The sequence below is a fragment of the Streptomyces sp. AgN23 genome, from assembly GCF_001598115.1.
GTDB classification, from domain to species: domain Bacteria; phylum Actinomycetota; class Actinomycetes; order Streptomycetales; family Streptomycetaceae; genus Streptomyces; species Streptomyces antimycoticus.
In genome coordinates, this window is sequence record NZ_CP007153.1 from 6,584,590 (window position 1) to 6,600,948 (window position 16,359).

Annotated in this window: 18 protein-coding genes; 13 read left to right on the forward strand and 5 right to left on the reverse strand. The window is 70.4% G+C overall.

The annotated features are described in order from the left end of the window. Positions 1-2 precede the first annotated feature (2 nt). From AS97_RS28690 to AS97_RS28720, 7 genes are all read left to right on the forward strand, one after another. Entirely contained in the window at positions 3-941 is a 939-nt protein-coding gene (locus AS97_RS28690) for a type II secretion system F family protein (protein ID WP_059146265.1), read from the forward strand. 36 nt (positions 942-977) lie between these two features. Beyond that, the gene (locus tag AS97_RS28695) at positions 978-1,865 is read left to right on the forward strand and encodes a DUF5936 domain-containing protein (protein ID WP_210565903.1); all 888 of its coding nucleotides are present in this window, start codon (positions 978-980) and stop codon (positions 1,863-1,865) included. A gap of 275 nt (positions 1,866-2,140) precedes the next feature. Then, positions 2,141-2,305: a Flp family type IVb pilin gene (locus AS97_RS28700; RefSeq protein WP_037950645.1), complete on the forward strand. Its 165-nt coding sequence runs from the start codon at positions 2,141-2,143 to the stop codon at positions 2,303-2,305. A gap of 8 nt (positions 2,306-2,313) precedes the next feature. Beyond that, positions 2,314-3,021, forward strand: coding sequence for a pilus assembly protein TadG-related protein (locus AS97_RS28705; RefSeq protein ID WP_210565904.1), 708 nt, complete (start codon positions 2,314-2,316; stop codon positions 3,019-3,021). A 42-nt stretch (positions 3,022-3,063) separates the two neighbouring features. Further along, the gene (locus AS97_RS28710; RefSeq protein WP_086710819.1) at positions 3,064-3,651 is read left to right on the forward strand and encodes a hypothetical protein; all 588 of its coding nucleotides are present in this window, start codon (positions 3,064-3,066) and stop codon (positions 3,649-3,651) included. Positions 3,652-3,659: 8 nt separating this feature from the next. After that, positions 3,660-4,295 (forward strand): OmpA family protein, encoded by a 636-nt coding sequence (locus AS97_RS28715; RefSeq protein ID WP_059146261.1) that lies wholly within the window; start codon positions 3,660-3,662, stop codon positions 4,293-4,295. 136 nt (positions 4,296-4,431) lie between these two features. Continuing rightward, complete coding sequence (locus tag AS97_RS28720) at positions 4,432-5,694, forward strand: SLC13 family permease (RefSeq protein WP_210567298.1); 1,263 nt, start codon at positions 4,432-4,434, stop codon at positions 5,692-5,694. 109 nt (positions 5,695-5,803) lie between these two features. On the opposite strand, the gene AS97_RS28725 is transcribed toward AS97_RS28720, so the two are convergent. Together AS97_RS28725 and AS97_RS28730 are read right to left on the reverse strand one after the other, a co-directional pair. Next, on the reverse strand, positions 5,804-6,211 hold the full coding sequence (locus AS97_RS28725; protein WP_059146260.1) for a cold shock domain-containing protein: 408 nt from the start codon (positions 6,209-6,211) through the stop codon (positions 5,804-5,806). Positions 6,212-6,313: 102 nt separating this feature from the next. Further along, the gene (locus AS97_RS28730) at positions 6,314-6,787 is read right to left on the reverse strand and encodes a DUF192 domain-containing protein (protein WP_086711914.1); all 474 of its coding nucleotides are present in this window, start codon (positions 6,785-6,787) and stop codon (positions 6,314-6,316) included. 83 nt (positions 6,788-6,870) lie between these two features. Between AS97_RS28730 and AS97_RS28735 the strand changes: the two genes are divergently transcribed. The 5 genes from AS97_RS28735 to AS97_RS28755 all read left to right on the forward strand — a co-directional run bounded on the left by AS97_RS28735 (position 6,871) and on the right by AS97_RS28755 (position 13,291). After that, positions 6,871-7,614 carry an A24 family peptidase gene (locus AS97_RS28735; RefSeq protein WP_210565905.1) on the forward strand — a complete coding sequence of 248 codons (744 nt, stop codon included), beginning with the start codon at positions 6,871-6,873 and terminating at the stop codon, positions 7,612-7,614. A 284-nt stretch (positions 7,615-7,898) separates the two neighbouring features. Then, positions 7,899-8,660 (forward strand): isoprenyl transferase, encoded by a 762-nt coding sequence (locus AS97_RS28740; RefSeq protein WP_059146257.1) that lies wholly within the window; start codon positions 7,899-7,901, stop codon positions 8,658-8,660. Between the two features lie 396 nt (positions 8,661-9,056). After that, positions 9,057-10,391 carry a PhoH family protein gene (locus AS97_RS28745; protein WP_059146256.1) on the forward strand — a complete coding sequence of 445 codons (1,335 nt, stop codon included), beginning with the start codon at positions 9,057-9,059 and terminating at the stop codon, positions 10,389-10,391. A 427-nt stretch (positions 10,392-10,818) separates the two neighbouring features. Continuing rightward, positions 10,819-11,532, forward strand: coding sequence for a transglycosylase SLT domain-containing protein (locus AS97_RS28750; RefSeq protein WP_059146255.1), 714 nt, complete (start codon positions 10,819-10,821; stop codon positions 11,530-11,532). A gap of 145 nt (positions 11,533-11,677) precedes the next feature. Next, on the forward strand, positions 11,678-13,291 hold the full coding sequence (locus AS97_RS28755) for an AI-2E family transporter (protein WP_210565906.1): 1,614 nt from the start codon (positions 11,678-11,680) through the stop codon (positions 13,289-13,291). 100 nt (positions 13,292-13,391) lie between these two features. Here AS97_RS28755 and AS97_RS28760 read toward each other — a convergent pair whose 3' ends face one another. Continuing rightward, positions 13,392-13,931, reverse strand: a complete 540-nt coding sequence (locus tag AS97_RS28760) for an alkyl hydroperoxide reductase (protein WP_014054603.1) — start codon at positions 13,929-13,931, stop codon at positions 13,392-13,394. Between the two features lie 11 nt (positions 13,932-13,942). Beyond that, positions 13,943-14,497, reverse strand: coding sequence for a peroxiredoxin (locus tag AS97_RS28765; RefSeq protein WP_059146252.1), 555 nt, complete (start codon positions 14,495-14,497; stop codon positions 13,943-13,945). Positions 14,498-14,636: 139 nt separating this feature from the next. Between AS97_RS28765 and AS97_RS28770 the strand changes: the two genes are divergently transcribed. Continuing rightward, complete coding sequence (locus AS97_RS28770) at positions 14,637-15,596, forward strand: hydrogen peroxide-inducible genes activator (RefSeq protein ID WP_086707320.1); 960 nt, start codon at positions 14,637-14,639, stop codon at positions 15,594-15,596. 3 nt (positions 15,597-15,599) lie between these two features. Here AS97_RS28770 and AS97_RS28775 read toward each other — a convergent pair whose 3' ends face one another. Then, positions 15,600-16,199: a Uma2 family endonuclease gene (locus AS97_RS28775; protein WP_125757471.1), complete on the reverse strand. Its 600-nt coding sequence runs from the start codon at positions 16,197-16,199 to the stop codon at positions 15,600-15,602. Positions 16,200-16,359 lie beyond the last annotated feature (160 nt).

Here is a 16,359-nt window from a genome sequence, read left to right on the forward strand (position 1 = left end):
CCATGGACCATCTCGCGACGGCCGCCCTCGGCGCGACGCTGGTGTGCGGCGCGCTGGGCGTCGTGGGCGTGCACACCTACGTGCGCGGCAAGGAGCAGCAGCGCGCGCTGATCGACCGGCTCTCGGAGACCGGCCCGCTGCCGGGCACCGGCCGGGCGCGCCGCTTCGCCGGGGTCGACCGGCGGCTGCGCACCACCTCGCTCGGCCGGAAGCTGGAGCTGCGGCTGGCGGCGACGGGCCTGGAGATCACCCCGGGCGAGTTCTTCGTCTACACGGCGGGGGCGGCGGCCGGGCTCTGGGTGATCGCGGCGTCCTTCCTCGCGGCGTTCTTCGGCCCGATAGCGGCGGTGGTCGCCGTCTGGGGGGCCTTCGCGTTCCTCAGCTGGCAGCGGCAGAAGCGGATAGAGCGCTTCATCAACCAACTTCCCGAGCTGTCACGGATCCTGGCCAACGCCACCCAAGCCGGGCTGGCGCTGCGCACCGCGCTCGGCATGGCGGCGGACGAGATGGAGGCGCCGGCGGGCGAGGAGCTGGCCAAGGTCGCGGCCAAGCTGGCCGTCGGCCACTCGATCGACGACGCGCTGGAGGAGCTGGCCGAGCGGCTGCCCTCCCGGGAGCTGGTGGTGCTGGTCACCACGCTGGTGCTGTCCAACCGCGCGGGCGGGACCGTGGTCAGCTCGCTGCGCAACCTCACCCAGACGCTGGAGGAGCGCAAGGAGACCCGGCGTGAGGTGCGCACCCAGCTCTCGCAGGTGACCGTCACCGCCTATGTCGTACCGCTGCTGGGGATCGGGACGCTGCTGCTGATGAACCGGATCTCGGCTGGTTCGCTGGACCGGATGACCTCGTCCTTCTGGGGGCAGGCGGCGGTGGTCGTGGCCTTCTGCCTGTACGGGATCGGCTTCTTCCTCATTCGCCGCATGTCCAAGATCGACGTCTGAGAACGTCCACGACCGTCCGAGAGGGGACTCAGGGAGATGGCACTGCTGCTGGCGCTGGCGGCCGGTCTCGCGGTGGCGGGCATCGCCTACGGCATCGCGCTGTACCGCAGCGAGGCCAAGCTGCCCAGCGACCTGGCGGTGGCCCTGGAGGTCGGCTCCAGCCGGACGACCGCGGTCGGTTCGGCAGTCGATCGGCTGGGCATCCGCTACGCCCCGCTGGTGCTGCGGCTGATGGGCGAGAAGCGGGTGGCCAGGGTCCGTCGCCGGATCGATCTGGCGGGCAATCCGGGCGGTCTGACGGTGGACCGCTACGCGGCCCGGCGGGCGGTCTACGGGGCGCTCGGCTTCGGCGGTGCGCTGGTGATGATGATCAAGGGTCAAGTCCTGCTGGCGCTGGTGCTGGTGGCGTTCGGACTGTTCTGGATCGAGGTCGGCATCTGGGCGGCGGTGCGGGAGCGCAAGGACGCGATCGAGCGGACGCTGCCGGACTTTCTGGACGTTCTGGCCGTCGTGGTGAGCGCCGGATTGAGCTTCCGTCAGGCCCTGGACCGGGTCGCGGAGAAGTACGAGGGTCCCTGGGCGGATGAACTTCGCATCACACTTCGGCAAATGGACATGGGTGTCAGCCGCCGCCATGCGTTCGAGGAGCTACGTAAACGTAATGACTCGGAACAGGTCGCACAGTTCGTCACCGCCCTTCAGCAGGGGGAGGAGCTGGGCGCTCCGATTGTCGAAACGCTGATCGCCATCGCGAATGACATGCGCCGTACGGACGCCCAGAACGCACGGCGGCGCGCGGCGCGCGCGGTACCGAAGGCGACCATGGTCATCACGACCTTCATGGTGCCCGGAACCATGGTGCTGCTCGTCGCGGGGTTCTTCATCGGGTCGGGCACCGACTTCGGCTCGGTGACCGGGGACTGACGGTCACTTTTAGGTGAAGCTCCTTCGCGGTTGCAATTGAATGTGGGACAGTCGTCGACGGAGAACTCCTCGGTGGCGGGAGGGGGTGAGACGGATGCACGACCGGGGCCGGTCGTCACGTCCACGGTTCGAACGTGGTGAACGGGGAAGGCAATGCTTCCTGGGGCACTGTTCCGAGACGGCTGTTTCGGCGTACTTTGCTCGTGTCGCGAGCGACACCACGGGGGTTGAGTCGCCGGACCACAGTGGGACGGCAGCCCATGGAGGGGAACACAATGGGGAAGCGCGTCATGAGGAACGATCGGGGACAGACCTCGATCGAATACCTGGGCATCATCGCCGTGGTGGTCGCCATCGTGCTGGTTGTGTCGAGCACGGACATCGGCAGCGAGATCGCAAACGCCATCTCCAACAAGGTCGCACAGGTCGTCGGCATCTGACCGGTCCCGTGACAGCGCGCCGAGATCTCAGGAGCGACGCGGGGCAGGCATTTCCGATCTACATCACCGCGGTGGCGGCCCTGCTCTTCCTCGCGCTCGCCCTTTTCGCCGTCGGCCAGGCCGGAGCCACCCGCAACGGCGGACAGACCGCCGCCGACGCGGCGGCCCTCGCGGCCGCCCAGGACTACCGCGACCAGTTGCGCAAGGGGTTCCTGGAGGCGATCGCGAACGGCAGCGTATGGGACGACCTGTTGAACGGACGGGGGATCGGCGCGGGTGACGCCTGCGAGCGGGCCCAGTGGTTCGCCCAGCAGAACGGTGCGGACCTCACGGGTCCGGGGTGCGTCCCGGGCTATCTCCCCACGTCCTTCACCGTCACCGTCAGGACGCAGAAGCCCGTGGGCAAGACCGTCATCCCCGGCACGGAGACCAAGCACGCGACGGCGACGGCCAAGGCGGTCGTCACCCCACGCTGCACGGCCGAGCCGCCCGCCCCGCCGACCAAGGGGCCCGACGACGGCCAGGGCGGCGGCGGCCAGGGCGGGGACGGCAGTAAGGGCGACGGCGACGGCGGTAAGGACGACGGAGACGACGGCAAGGACGACAAGCCGCCCATCGACCTCCGCTGCGACGGACTCGACCTGACCATCGACCCGACGCGCCTCGACCTCTTCCCCGATGCCAAGGACCTCTTCTCCGTGCACCTTGCCGACTGACGGCCGACTGACGAGCGAACGAAGAGCAAAGGACAGCGAGCGATGAGCATTCGGCACACGACGAAGGCCCGGAGGGGGGCCGCCGCGACGGCGCTCGCCGCGGCCCTGGCCCTCGCCGTGGCCGGGTGCGGCAGCGGCGACGGCGACGGCGGCAAGAAGCCCGGCGACGGCGCGGACCGGACGTCGACCGCGGCCAAGGACGACGGCGGGGAGCAGGAGCCCGCGGCTGATTCCTCCAAGACCATCGGCGAGATGAAGGGTCCCGGCGGGATCGTCGTCACCCTGCACTCCGCGGAGCGCGACGACGGGGGGTTCGTCACGGTGAACGCCACCGTCACCAACCACGGCAGCCAGCTCTTCACCGCGTTCGCCTGGCGCTCGAAGGAGACCGACGTGAAGCCCAACCCGTCCCTCTCGGGAGCATCCCTCATCGACGAGAAGGGCAAGAAGCGCTATCTCGTCCTGCGGGACACCGACGGCCAGTGCCTGTGCACCACGGGGCTCTCCGGGATCAAGCCCAATGAGAGCCGACCGCTGTTCGCCCAGTTCCCGGCCCCGCCGAAGAGCGTCACGGAGGTCGACTTCCAGATCCCGACCATGCCGTCCGTCAACATCACCCTCTCCGGATGAGCCGGGCCATGACACCGCAGACGACGGCCCGCCGCCCCGCGCGCCGCGGCCCCGTGCTCGCCGCGCTGGCCTCCGCCGCGCTCCTGGTCACCCTCACCGCCCCGGCGCCGCCCGCCCACGCGGACAGCGGCCCCGGCGCGCCCGCCGACACCACCCCGCCCCTGAAGATCGACGCCAAGGACTCCGATCTGCGGATGCCCGAGGGCGCCGAGCTGGCACCCGGCCGGGTCCTGGACATCAAGTCCGTGGTCGAGACGGACGACGGCGACGAGCGGCGGGAGGACACCAACGCCAAGGTGAAGTTCGCCCTCCAGGCGGAGGTGCTCTTCGGCAAGGACAGCGCGAAGCTGGGCGGCGAGGCGAAGGCCCGGATCAAGGAGATCGCCTCCGAGGCGGAGCGGCAGAACGCGAAGAGCGTCCGCGTCTTCGGCTTCACCGACGACCTGGGCTCCGCGAACCATGGCATCGTGCTGTCGAGGCAGCGGGCCAACGCGGTGCAGCAGGCGCTCGCCGAGGACCTCGACCCCTCGGTCAACTATGAGATCCGGGGTTACGGCGAGCAGTACCCGATCGCGGACAACGCGAGCGAGGAAGGCCGGAAGCGCAACCGCCGGGTGGAGGTCAGCTTCCCCAGGACCGCCTGAGCGGCCCGGTTCCGGCTCCTCAGGACGGGCGAGCTGAGCGGCCCCGGCTCCCGGCACCCCAGGACCGGCTGAGCGGCCGTGTCGGCGCGATGCCGCATCATGGGTGTGCCGATCACGCCATCCGCCGGAGTCCATTCTGAGTACCGCCGTCGCCGAGTCCCTTTCCGTCGTCCTGCTCCTCGGCGTACTGGCCTTCGCGGTGGTGCGCCCCCGGGGCCTGCCGGAAGCGGTCGCGGCCGTGCCCGCCGCCGGGATCGTCGTGGCCACCGGGGCGGTCTCGCCCGCCCGGGCCTGGGCGGAGACCCAGGAGCTGCTGCCCGTCGTGGGCTTTCTGGCCGCCGTACTGCTGCTGGCCCGGATGTGCGCGGACGAGGGGCTCTTCGAGGCGGCGGGCCAGGCCGTGGCGCGGGCCTGCGCGGGGCGTACGGACCGGCTCCTGGGCGGGGTGTTCGCGGTCGCGGCCGTCGTCACCGCCGTACTGAGCCTGGACGCCACCGTCGTGCTGCTTACGCCCGTGGTGTTCGCCACGGCGGCCAAGCTCGGGGCGCGGTCCCGGCCGCATGTGTACGCCTGCGCCCATCTGTCGAACTCGGCGTCCCTGCTCCTCCCGGTCTCCAACCTCACCAATCTGCTCGCCCTGCAGGCCGGCGGGGTCTCCTTCACCCGTTTCGCCGTGCTGATGGGGCCCGCCTGGCTGCTGACCATCGGCATCGAGTATCTGGTCTTCCGCCGCTTCTTCGCCGCCGATCTGGCCGCCGGGGCCACCGAGCCCCCGCCCGCCGACTGGCCCCGGGTGCCGGTCTTCGCGCTGGCCGTGCTGCTGCTGACCCTCGTCGGGTTCGTCGGCACCTCGCTGGCGGGCCTCGACCCCCAGTGGGCGGCCTGGGCGGGCGCACTCGTGCTCACCGTAAGGGCGCTGCGGCGCGGCGAGACGACCGTAAGGGGAGCCATTGGCGCGGCCGGGCCGCTGTTCTGCCTGTTCGTGCTGGCGCTCGGGGTGGTGGTGCAGGCCGTGCTGGCGGGCGGTCTCCAGGACGCGCTGACCCAGGTGCTGCCCACCGGGACGAGCCTGCCCGCGCTGCTCGGGATCGCGGCGGTCGCGGCGGTGCTGGCCAACCTCATCAACAACCTGCCCGCCGTGCTGGCGCTGCTGCCGATCGCCTCCGCGGGCGGCACCGGGCCCGTGCTCGCCGTGCTGATCGGCGTCAACCTGGGCCCCAACCTCACCTACGTCGGCTCCCTGGCGACCCTGCTGTGGCGGCGCATAGTGCACCACCATGCGCCGGGCACCGGCTCCGACCTGGGGGTGTTCACCCGTCTGGGGCTGCTGACCGCACCGGCGACCGTGGTGGTCGCGACGGCGGCGATGTGGATGATGCTGAAGGTCACCGGAAGCTGAGAAGCGCCGGAAGCCGAGAGGCGCCGGAACGCGAGGGGCGCCGGAACGCGTGGGGCCGCCGTCGCGACGGCCTGTCGCGGCGGCGGCCCTCAGGATTGAGGATCCGCTATCAGGATTCGATCCAGTTGTGCGCCTGGGCGAGTTCGATGACCCGCCTGCGCACCTGCTTGATCTGGTCGGCGGTCAGGCTGCCGCCCATCTCGACCAGCGCCTCGGTGAGCTCCTGCCGGAACTCGGCGACCGACAGCACATCGCACATCGTGTCGTCGCCGTCCGGCCCGGCGGAGGGCCGTACGACCGGCGCGGCGGCGCGCTCGAGGACGCGGACCTCCGACGCCTTGGGCCCCTTGTCGCCGTACTCGGGAACGAACCGCACCTTGGACCCCGGCTGGAACAGGTGCTTCTCGTCCAGCAGGTCGTTGGCGTGCATGAAGACGTCCTCGCCACCGTCGTCCGGAGCGATGAAGCCGTAGCCGCGGAACTCGTCGAAACGCAGAATCTTGCCCGTGGTCGTCACCGTGCCACCCCTACCCCTACTACCTCTACCTCGATGATCCCGACCGCTACCTCGATGTATCTCGACCGCGATCGATGGCGTCCCAACCATGACACCGAGAAGTCAGCGTACAGAAGGAGGGGGCGGCGTTGAAGGCCCGGGGGCGATCACGACGCGCACGCCCCGCCGCACGCCCCAGCGCTCCAACGCGCCTGCCTCCGCCTCCAGGACATGGCGGGAGCGCAGCCTGGGGCGCCCGAGCCGGCCGGGGCGCAGGGTGTGGACGTCCACGACGGTGAGCCGCCGGTCCAGATACGCGACGTCGATGGCGAACCGCATCCGGAAGGTGTGCACCCCGCTCGCCGGGGTGAGGAGGAGCGCGCCGGTCAGGCCGTCCCGCCCGAGCAGACCGCGGGCGCGGGCGCGGTAGGAGGCGGCGATGGTGAGCGGAATGCCCGCCGCGCGCCCCGCGCTCAAGCCCTCCGCGCGCCCCGCGCTGCCCTCCGCGCCCTCCCGGTCCTCCTCTGCGCCGTCCGCTCCGTCCGCGCCGCCGACCACGTGCAGCGTCCCCGTACCGTCCCGCCAGCGGCCCACCATCCGGCCCCCCTTCGGCCCTTCCCGCGCCGTCCGCCCTTCCCGCGCAGTGTTCCACCGGCCGGGCGCTTCCGTAGGCTCGGCCCGTGCAACCGCTGCTGATCGTGCTCGCCGCCGCGTACGGCGCGGCCGCCGGGCTGCTCGTACCGCGTCCGCTCTACCGGCTGGCCGTCGATCCGGAGGAGCCCTGGCGCGGCGCCTGTCCGCGCGGGCACGTGCTCACCGGTCCGGCGCGCGGCTGGCTGGGCCCCGCCCGCTGCGCCGGCTGCCGGGGCGGCGAGCGCGACTACGGAGCGGGTCCGGTGCCCGCGGTGCTCACCGCGCTGGCGTGCGCGGGCCTGGCGGCTGCCGTCGGCGCGCGCCCGGAGCTGGCGGTGTGGCTGCTGCTGGTGCCGCTGGGGGTGCTGCTCACCGGCGTGGACCTGGCGGTCAACCGGCTGCCGGACGTCCTCACGCTGCCCATGGCGGGCGGGGCCGCGGTGCTGCTCGGCGCGGCGGCGCTGCTGCCGCACAGCGCCGGGTCCTGGCCGCGGGCGCTGCTGGGCGGCGCGGTGCTGGGCGGGGCGTATCTGGTGCTGTTCCTGATCAGCCCGAGCGGGATGGGGTTCGGCGACGTCAAGCTGGCGCTGACGCTGGGGGTCGCCCTGGGCTGGTACGGCTGGGACGTGCTCTTCGTGGGCGCCTTCGCCGGGCTGCTGCTGGGCTCCTGCTGTGCCGTGGTCCTGGTGCTGACCCGCCGGGCCGGGCGCCGGACCGCGATGGCGTTCGGTCCTTTCATGATCCTCGGGGCGGGCGCGGGGCTGATCCTGGGGGCGCTCGGAGCCGGATGACACCGGCGCGCGAATTGTCGGCCCCGCCGATGCATGGACATCCCCTCACGAAGCGTTATGGTGGAAGCCCCCCCTCGGGCCGGTCCGTACTCCCCCCCACGGACCGGCCCGCTCTATTTCGGGCATCCGAGGCCCCGGGAGCGGCACGTATCCCGCACGGTCGGCTACGAAGCGTGACGCAGTGCGGTCCATTGGCCGTCCCGGTTAGCCAGCCCCTCCGCCCCGCAGTAGGGTGTCGGCCTTGGGGCGGACCGCCATGGCGAGGCACTGAGGGGCTGGAAGACGTGAAGTTGCGCGACCTGGTGTACGGGCTCTACGCACGCCGGGTGGAAGGCCGCCTCGATCACGCCCAGGTGCCCAAGCACATCGGCGTCATCCTCGACGGCAACCGCCGCTGGGCCCGCGCGGCCGGCGGCACCGCCGAGCAGGGCCACAAGGCAGGCGCCAGCAAGATCCAGGAGCTGCTCGGCTGGTGCAGCGAGACGGACGTCGAGGTCGTCACCCTCTGGCTGCTCTCCACCGACAACCTGGACCGCCCCGAGGACGAGCTGGGCCCGCTCCTGAGCATCATCGAGGGCGCGGTGCGCGATCTGGCCACCGACGGCCGCTGGCGGGTGCACCACGTCGGCAACCGCGATCTGCTGCCCTCCCGGACCCAGACGGTCCTCAAGGAGGCCGAGCGGGACACCGAGCACATCGACGGAATACTGGTCAACGTGGCCGTCGGCTACGGCGGACGGCAGGAGATCGCCGACGCCGTGCGGTCGCTGCTGCTGGACCACGCCACCAAGGGCACCTCCTTCGAGGAGCTCGCCGAGGTCGTCGACATCGACCTCATCTCCGAACACCTGTACACCCGTGGGCAGCCCGATCCCGACCTGGTCATCCGAACCAGCGGTGAGCAGCGGCTCTCCGGCTTCATGCTGTGGCAGAGCGCCCATTCGGAGTACTACTTCTGTGAAGTTTTCTGGCCCGCTTTCCGCAAGGTCGACTTCCTCCGCGCACTGCGCGACTACGCCGCCCGTCATCGCAGGTACGGCAACTAGTTCCGGTCTGTAGCACCGCAGTTCACCGGCCCGGGGCCGGACGCCGATCGGCGTCCGGCCCCGGGCCGGTGAAGCACGCTCGTTTCACAACGTTCATATCCGCGCCGTCATATGCCGTTGCATGCCCCCGCACGTTCGAGGGAATATCCCTTCCAGGTCGATGCCCTGTCCCACCTGTCCAGTTGGGTGTCGAACTGCCAGCGGACGGCATGGGCCGTTCGCCCGGGAGGCCCTTTGCACACGGACGACTGTGCGGATCGTGCGTATGACGCGGAGGGCCGGCGCTCGGCCCTCCCAGTAGAGCCTGAGCCCGGTCCGTTCCCCGTCTACGGCGGGGATACCTCACTCCCGCGACGCCGTCGCACCCCAACCTCTCCCGAGGGGGTACGTCCACCCGTGGTGACCAGCAAGAAACGCCGCGAGCACGACCGGCGCACCTATGTCCTCGACACCAGCGTCCTGCTGGCCGACCCCAATGCCATGGCCCGCTTCGACGAGCACGAAGTCGTGCTGCCGGTCGTGGTGGTCACGGAACTGGAGGCCAAGCGGCACCACCCGGAGCTGGGGTACTTCGCCCGGCAGGCGCTCCGCCTGCTGGACGAGTACCGCGTCCGTTTCGGCCGCCTGGACGCCCCGATCCCGATCGGCGATCTGGGCGGGACCCTGCGTGTCGAGCTCAACCATTCCGACCCGGGCGTCCTGCCCGCGGCCTTCCTGAATCACGGCCGTATGCCGGACAACGACGCGCGGATCCTCGCGGTCGCCAGAAACCTGCAGGCCGAGGGGTACGACGTCACCGTCGTATCGAAGGACCTGCCGCTGCGCATCAAGGCGTCCTCGGTGGGGCTGCTCGCCGAGGAGTACCGCGCGGAGCTGGCGATCACCGACTCGGGCTGGACCGGGATGGCGGAGCTCGCCGTCTCGGCCGAGCAGGTGGACGACCTGTTCGCCGCCGAGACCGCGGATGTCCCCGAGGCGGCCGGACTGCCCGTGCATACCGGTCTGGTGCTGCAGTCCGAGCGTGGCAACGCGCTCGGCCGGGTCACCCCGGACGGGCAGGTGCGGCTGGTGCGCGGCGACCGGGAGGCGTTCGGGATCCACGGACGCAGCGCGGAGCAGCGGATCGCGCTGGATCTGCTGCTCGATCCGGAGGTCGGCATCATCTCGATGGGCGGCCGGGCGGGTACGGGCAAGTCGGCGCTGGCGCTGTGCGCGGGTCTGGAGGCCGTGCTGGAGCGGCGTCAGCACCGCAAGGTGATGATCTTCCGCCCGCTGTACGCGGTGGGTGGCCAGGAGTTGGGCTATCTGCCCGGCACCGAGGCCGAGAAGATGAGCCCTTGGGCCCAGGCGGTCTTCGACACGCTCTCCGCGGTGACCAGCGCCGAGGTGATCGAGGAGGTCGTGGGGCGGGGCATGCTGGAGGTGATGCCGCTGACGCATATCCGCGGCCGCTCGCTCCATGACGCCTTCGTCATCGTCGACGAGGCCCAGTCGCTCGAGCGGAATGTGCTGCTCACCGTGCTCTCCCGGATCGGCGCCAACTCCCGGGTGGTGCTCACCCACGACGTGGCCCAGCGGGACAACCTCCGCGTCGGGCGGTACGACGGTGTGGTGGCGGTCGTCGAGAAACTGAAGGGGCATCCGCTGTTCGCGCATGTCACCCTGACCCGCTCCGAGCGTTCGCCGATCGCGGCGCTGGTGACCGAAATGCTGGAGGACGGCCACATCTGAGCTGGTTGAGTCGTTTGCGACCACGAGGCGCCGCGCGGAAAGGCAATGAGCTTAGCCGCGCGGCGTCTTGGCGCGCCGGGATTTCCATAAATTCTAGGGCGTAAACGGGATGTGAGCTTTCACACCTGGCGGGGAATTGCCTCGGGGCTCCGCGTCCGGCAGTGTGTGGGTTCTGTCAGGCCCCGCATACGGCACACCGGTACCCCCAGCGGTACAGAACCACAGCAGTACCAGAATTGAAGAGAGTTCGCCGTATGCCGCCCGAGCACCTCGAGGATCTCCCGCGGGTGATCCCCACCGGGCCCGTGCCTCCCGTGACCAGCCGACCCCACCGGGTACCACCGGGGACGGAACAAGGGGAGGCCAGCGTCAGGGGCACGATTGCGCCCGCGAGGTCACCTAAGCGGGCGAGCTGGAAGGAAACCGAGTGAGCCGGATTTCGGTCCGGGGATTCGCAGTGGCCTCGGCCACCGCGGTCACCACTGTGGGCGCCGTTGTCGGCGTCGCCGCGGGCGGACAGCAGCAGGGCTCGTCCGACCCGATCGAGGCGACTGCCGCCGACTCGACGCTCCTTGCGGACATACCCGCCGGGCAGCAGGCCGTTGCCCAGACCGCATCCCTGACGCAGCAGGCGGACGTTCAGTCCACCGCGGCCGACGCGGAGGCGCGCAAGTCCGCCGAGGAGGCAGCCCGCAAGCAGGCGGCCAAGGACGCGAAGGCCAAGAAGGCCGCCGCGGACAAGGCAGCCGCCGAGAAGCTGGCCAAGGAGCGGGAAGCGAAGAAGAAGGAGGATCTCGCGAGCCGTTCGGCCACGCGTGACGCCGGCGACTTCCCCCAGCAGGCTTCGTACACGATCTCCGAGGTCCAGTCGATGGCCCGGCAGATCGTTCCGAGTGGCCAGTTCCAGTGCTTCAGCAACATCGTGGACCACGAGTCCACCTGGAACTACCAGGCCACCAACCCCTCGTCTGGTGCCTACGGTCTGGTACAGGCGCTGCCCGCCTCCAAGATGTCCTCGGCAGGCTCCGACTGGCAGACCAACCCGGCGACCCAGATCAAGTGGGGCGTGAACTACATGAACGAGCGCTACGGCAGCCCGTGTGACGCCTGGGCGTTCTGGCAGGCCAACGGCCACTACTGAGCCGATCGGACCGGGCCTTCCCGGCAGCGGCGCACGCTCGCACACTTCACGAAACCCCCGGCCCATGGGTCGGGGGTTTCGTGCATCCCCAGCAGGTAACGTCTCCTTGACGGCCGAGGGGGAACCTGGGGGTAGGAAACGAGAAATGTCCAAATTGCCGCAGTGGGTCGGCAGGCTGGGAACCGGACTTACCCGGCTCGCCCACCGGCTGGAATCCCAACAGGCCGAAATGCGGGGGCGCGAGGACGACGGCGACGCCGGCCCGAGGTCCCCGTCGGGGCCCGAACCGTCGGAGGAGCGCCCGCGGGGGGAACGGCCGTCCGGCGGTGCGCCCGGCACCGGAGCGGACCAGGACCAGGACCAGGGCGCCGGGGCAGCACGGGGTGGCGCCGAGAGCGCCAAGGGGGCTGAGGGCCGGGAGAGTTCCGCGGGCCCGGGAAGCCCCGAGAGTTCCGCCGGCCCGGGAAGTCCCGAGAGCCCCGAGAGTCCCCGGAATTCCGCGGGCGCCGCGGGGAAGGGCGCGCAGGGCGAGTCCCTCCGGCCGGAGCCGTCCAGCGTGCCAGCCCCGCCCTCCTACGCCCCCGCCGTCTCCGCCAGACCCGATCCGGTGGCCGCCGTCCCCTGGGGCGTCCGCGTCGCCGCCGAGGCGGCCTGGCGGCTGCTGGTGCTCGGCGGCACGGTGTGGGTGCTCATGAGGGTCATCAGCTCCGTCCAGCTGGTGGTGCTCTCCTTCACCGTCGCGCTCCTCATCACCGCGCTGCTGGAACCCACCGTGACCCGGCTGCGCCGGCGCGGTGTGCCGCGCGGGCTGGCCACCACGCTCACCTTCATCGCCGGCTTCGTCGTCATGGGCCTGGTCGTATGGTTCGTGGTCTGGCAGGTCATGGAGAACGTCGACGAGGTCTCGGGCGAGGTCCAGGCCGGTATCGACGATCTGCGGCGCTGGCTGCTGCACAGCCCGTTCCATGTGACCGAGAAGCAGATCAACCATGTCGCCAAGAGTCTGCGCGAGGCGGTCGGCGCCAACACCGAGCAGATCACCTCGGCGGGGCTCGAGGGCGTCACGGTCGTCGTCGAGGTGCTGACCGGCCTTCTGCTGACGATGTTCTCCACGCTCTTCCTGCTGTACGACGGCCCGAAGATCTGGAACTGGACCCTCAAGATGGTCCCCGCCCCGGCCCGCGAGGGCGTGGCGGGCGCCGGTCCGCGGGCGTGGGCGACGCTGACCGCCTATGTGCGCGGCACGGTGATCGTGGCGCTGATCGACGCGATCTTCATCGGCGTGGGTCTCTTCTTCCTCGATGTGCCCATGGCGGTGCCGCTCGCCGTCTTCATCTTCCTCTTCGCCTTCATCCCGCTGGTGGGTGCGGTGGTCTCCGGCGCGCTCGCGGTGGTCGTGGCACTGGTCACCCAGGGCGTGTTCACGGGGGCGATGGTGCTGATCGTGGTGCTGGCCGTGCAGCAGATCGAGGGCCATGTGCTGCAGCCCTTCATCCTCGGCCGCGCGGTGCGGGTCCATCCGCTGGCCGTGGTGCTCTCGGTCGCGGCCGGTTCGCTGATCGGCGGCATCGGCGGCGCGGTGGTGGCCGTTCCCCTGGTGGCGGTCGCCAACACGGTCGTCGTCTATCTGCGCAGCTACAGCCAGGAGAACGCGATGCGCGCCGTCCCGGGCCCGCACGGCGCCACCGCCTCCGGCGCGGCGCCCACGCCCACCGACCCGCCGGGCGCCCCTCCGGAGAAGGGCACCGAGCCCCGGTAACCCGGGACCGGCCGTGGCCGTTGAACGCCGAAGGGCGCCCCACCGATCGGTGGGGCGCCCTTCTGGTCTCCGCGACCGAGCGGTCCTGTGACCGTGCGGGTCAGCCGTTCGCGGCCAGGACGCCCTCGGCGTCCAGGGTGGCGCCGACCGCCTGCAGCACCGAGGCGATCTTGAAGGCTTCCTGGATCGTCTCGCGGTCCACGCCCGCCTTGCGGAGCACCTGCTCATGCGAGTCGAGGCACATTCCGCAGCCGTTGATCGCGGACACGGCCAGCGACCACAGCTCGAAGTCGACCTTCTCCACACCCGGGTTGCCGATGACGTTCATCCGCAGCCCCGCGCGCAGGTTGTTGTACTCCGGGTCCGACAGCAGGTGCCGGGTCCGGTAGTAGACGTTGTTCATCGCCATGATGGCGGCCGCCGACTTGGCGGCGGTGTACGCCTCCGGCGAGAGGTTGGCCTTGGCCTCCGGCTCCAGCTCGGTCAGCACCCGCGCCGAGCGCGAGGCGATCGCACAGGCCAGCACGGTGCCCCACAGCTGCTGCTGCGGAAGCTCGGAGTTGCCGATCACCGAACCGAGGTTCAGCTTGAGGTCCTTGGCATAGTCCGGAAGCGCGGACTTCAGCTCATCGAGTGCCATGGGGAATCAGCTCACTCACCGGAGAGGAGGGCTACCGGGTCCAGGGTGTCCTCGCCCTTGCTCCAGTTGCAGGGGCACAGTTCGTCGGTCTGCAGGGCGTCCAGCACCCGCAGGACCTCCTTGGGGTTACGGCCCACGGAACCGGCCGTCACCATGGTGAACTGGATCTCGTTGTTCTGGTCCACGATGAAGACGGCGCGCTGTGCGAAGCCGTCCTCGCCCTCGATGCCCAGGTCGCGCATCAGCTCGTGCTTGGAGTCGGCCAGCATCGGGAACGGCAGGTCGCGCAGGTCCGGGTGGTCCTTGCGCCAGGCGTGGTGGACGAACTCGGAGTCGCCGGAGAAGCCCAGGATCTGGGCGTCACGGTCGGCGAACTCGTCGTTCAGCTTGCCGAAGGCGGCGATCTCCGTCGGGCACACGAAGGTGAAGTCCTTGGGCCATGCGAAGACGACGCGCCACTTGCCCTCGTAGGTCTTGTGGTTGATCTGCTCGAACTCCTTGCCGCTCTCCAGCGACACGCAGGCGGTCAGGTCGTACTCGGGGAACTTGTCACCGACGGTGAGCACGCGCACTCCTTGCAGGTTTTGCGTAGGAAAGGCCCGGTCATCCGGGTTTTCCTGGGGTTGGACGATTCCTACCCTGGCACAGAGTGCATTGATCAGTGAAATAGCTAGACTCGGTGGGGTTGATTGGAGGTGGCTATCAGTGGCCGCATCAGCCACACCGGCGGGCAAACCACGGCAGCCCAGCATTTCCCAGCTCAGAGCCTTTGTCGCGGTCGCGGAGCAGCTGCACTTCCGCGATGCCGCGGCCGCCATCGGGATGAGCCAGCCCGCGCTCTCGGGCGCCGTCGCCGCGCTCGAGGAGGCACTCGGTGTCCAGTTGCTCGAGCGTACGACGCGCAAGGTGCTGCTCAGTCCGGCGGGGGAGCGGCTGGCCGCCCGGGCACGCACCGTGTTGGAGGCGGTCGGGGAGCTGCTGGAGGAGGCCGAGGCGGCGCGGGCGCCCTTCACCGGCGTGCTGCGGCTCGGGGTGATCCCGACCGTGGCGCCGTATCTGCTGCCGACCGTGCTGCGGCTGGTGCATGAGCGCTACCCCAGGCTCGATCTCCAGGTGTACGAGGAGCAGACCGCCTCGCTGCTGGACGGGCTGGCCCACGGCCGCCTGGATCTGCTGCTGCTCGCGGTGCCGCTCGGCGCGCCCGGGGTGGTCGAAATGCCGCTGTTCGACGAGGACTTCGTGCTGGTCACCCCGCGGGACCACTGGCTGGGCGGACGCGATGACATCCCCCGTGAGGCGCTCAAGGAGCTGGATCTGCTGCTGCTCGACGAGGGTCACTGCCTGCGCGACCAGGCGCTGGACATCTGCCGTGAGGTGGGCCGCACCGAGGGCACCCCGGTGACCACCAGCGCCGCCGGGCTCTCCACCCTGGTGCAGCTGGTCGCGGGCGGGCTCGGGGTGACGCTGCTGCCGCGCACCGCGCTCCGGGTGGAGACCGCGCGCAACGACCACCTGGCCACCGGCGACTTCGCCGATCCGGCGCCCGCCCGCCGGATCGCGCTGGCGATGCGGGCGGGCGCGGCGCGCACCGAGGAGTTCGAGGCGTTCGCGGAGGCGCTGCGGGAGGCGCTGCGGCCGCTGCCGGTACGGGTCGCGCGGGGGTGAGTGTCAGGGGCGCCCGGCTGCCAGGACCGCTTCCACGTCCAGGGTGACCTCGGCGCCGATCGACTCCGGGAGGGTGATGTGCTCACCGGGGGCGTAGACGCGATGGTGGTGGTATTCGTTGGCGATCGGATCCGTCAGGACGTGGATGCGCTGCTTCGTGCGGTTGACGATCACGTAGACGGGGATCTTGGCGATAGCGTAGGCGGTGACTTTCGTCCTCAGGTCGTTGCCGAGGTTGCTCGAGGTGACCTCCAGGACCAGACGGAAGATCGTGGGGTCGTAGCAGTTGTGCTCGATGGAGTGGTCCCGGTAGTCCGCGTCGACCACCGCAAGGTCCGGTACGGCGTAGTCGAAGGGGCTGTTGGGAAGCCACACGCCCGAGCCTTGGACCACTCGCGTCAGCTTGCCGTGAGCAGGCGCGAAGGCAAACGTGAGGTCGGTCAGCGAATCCCCGTGAGGCATGTCGGGCGGTGGCGTCACGGTGATTTCTTCCCCGATGATCTCGACTCGATAGCCGGGGAGCATGGCGGAGAGCTGCTCGGCTTCTTCGAGCAGATTCCGCTCCGGACCGTCACAGGGGTACTCGACCGCTGCGGCAGACATGGCGCCTCCTCCTGGCTGGTATCGAGGACATCATCGTAGGCCGGAAACTGAGGAAGAGGCCCTTTGCCGTGATTCACCCAGACGGGTGGCATAACCGCTGGAAACAGAGACAAGGGGCCATTCCCGCAGATGGGAACGGCCCCCGACACGGGCGCGGCGG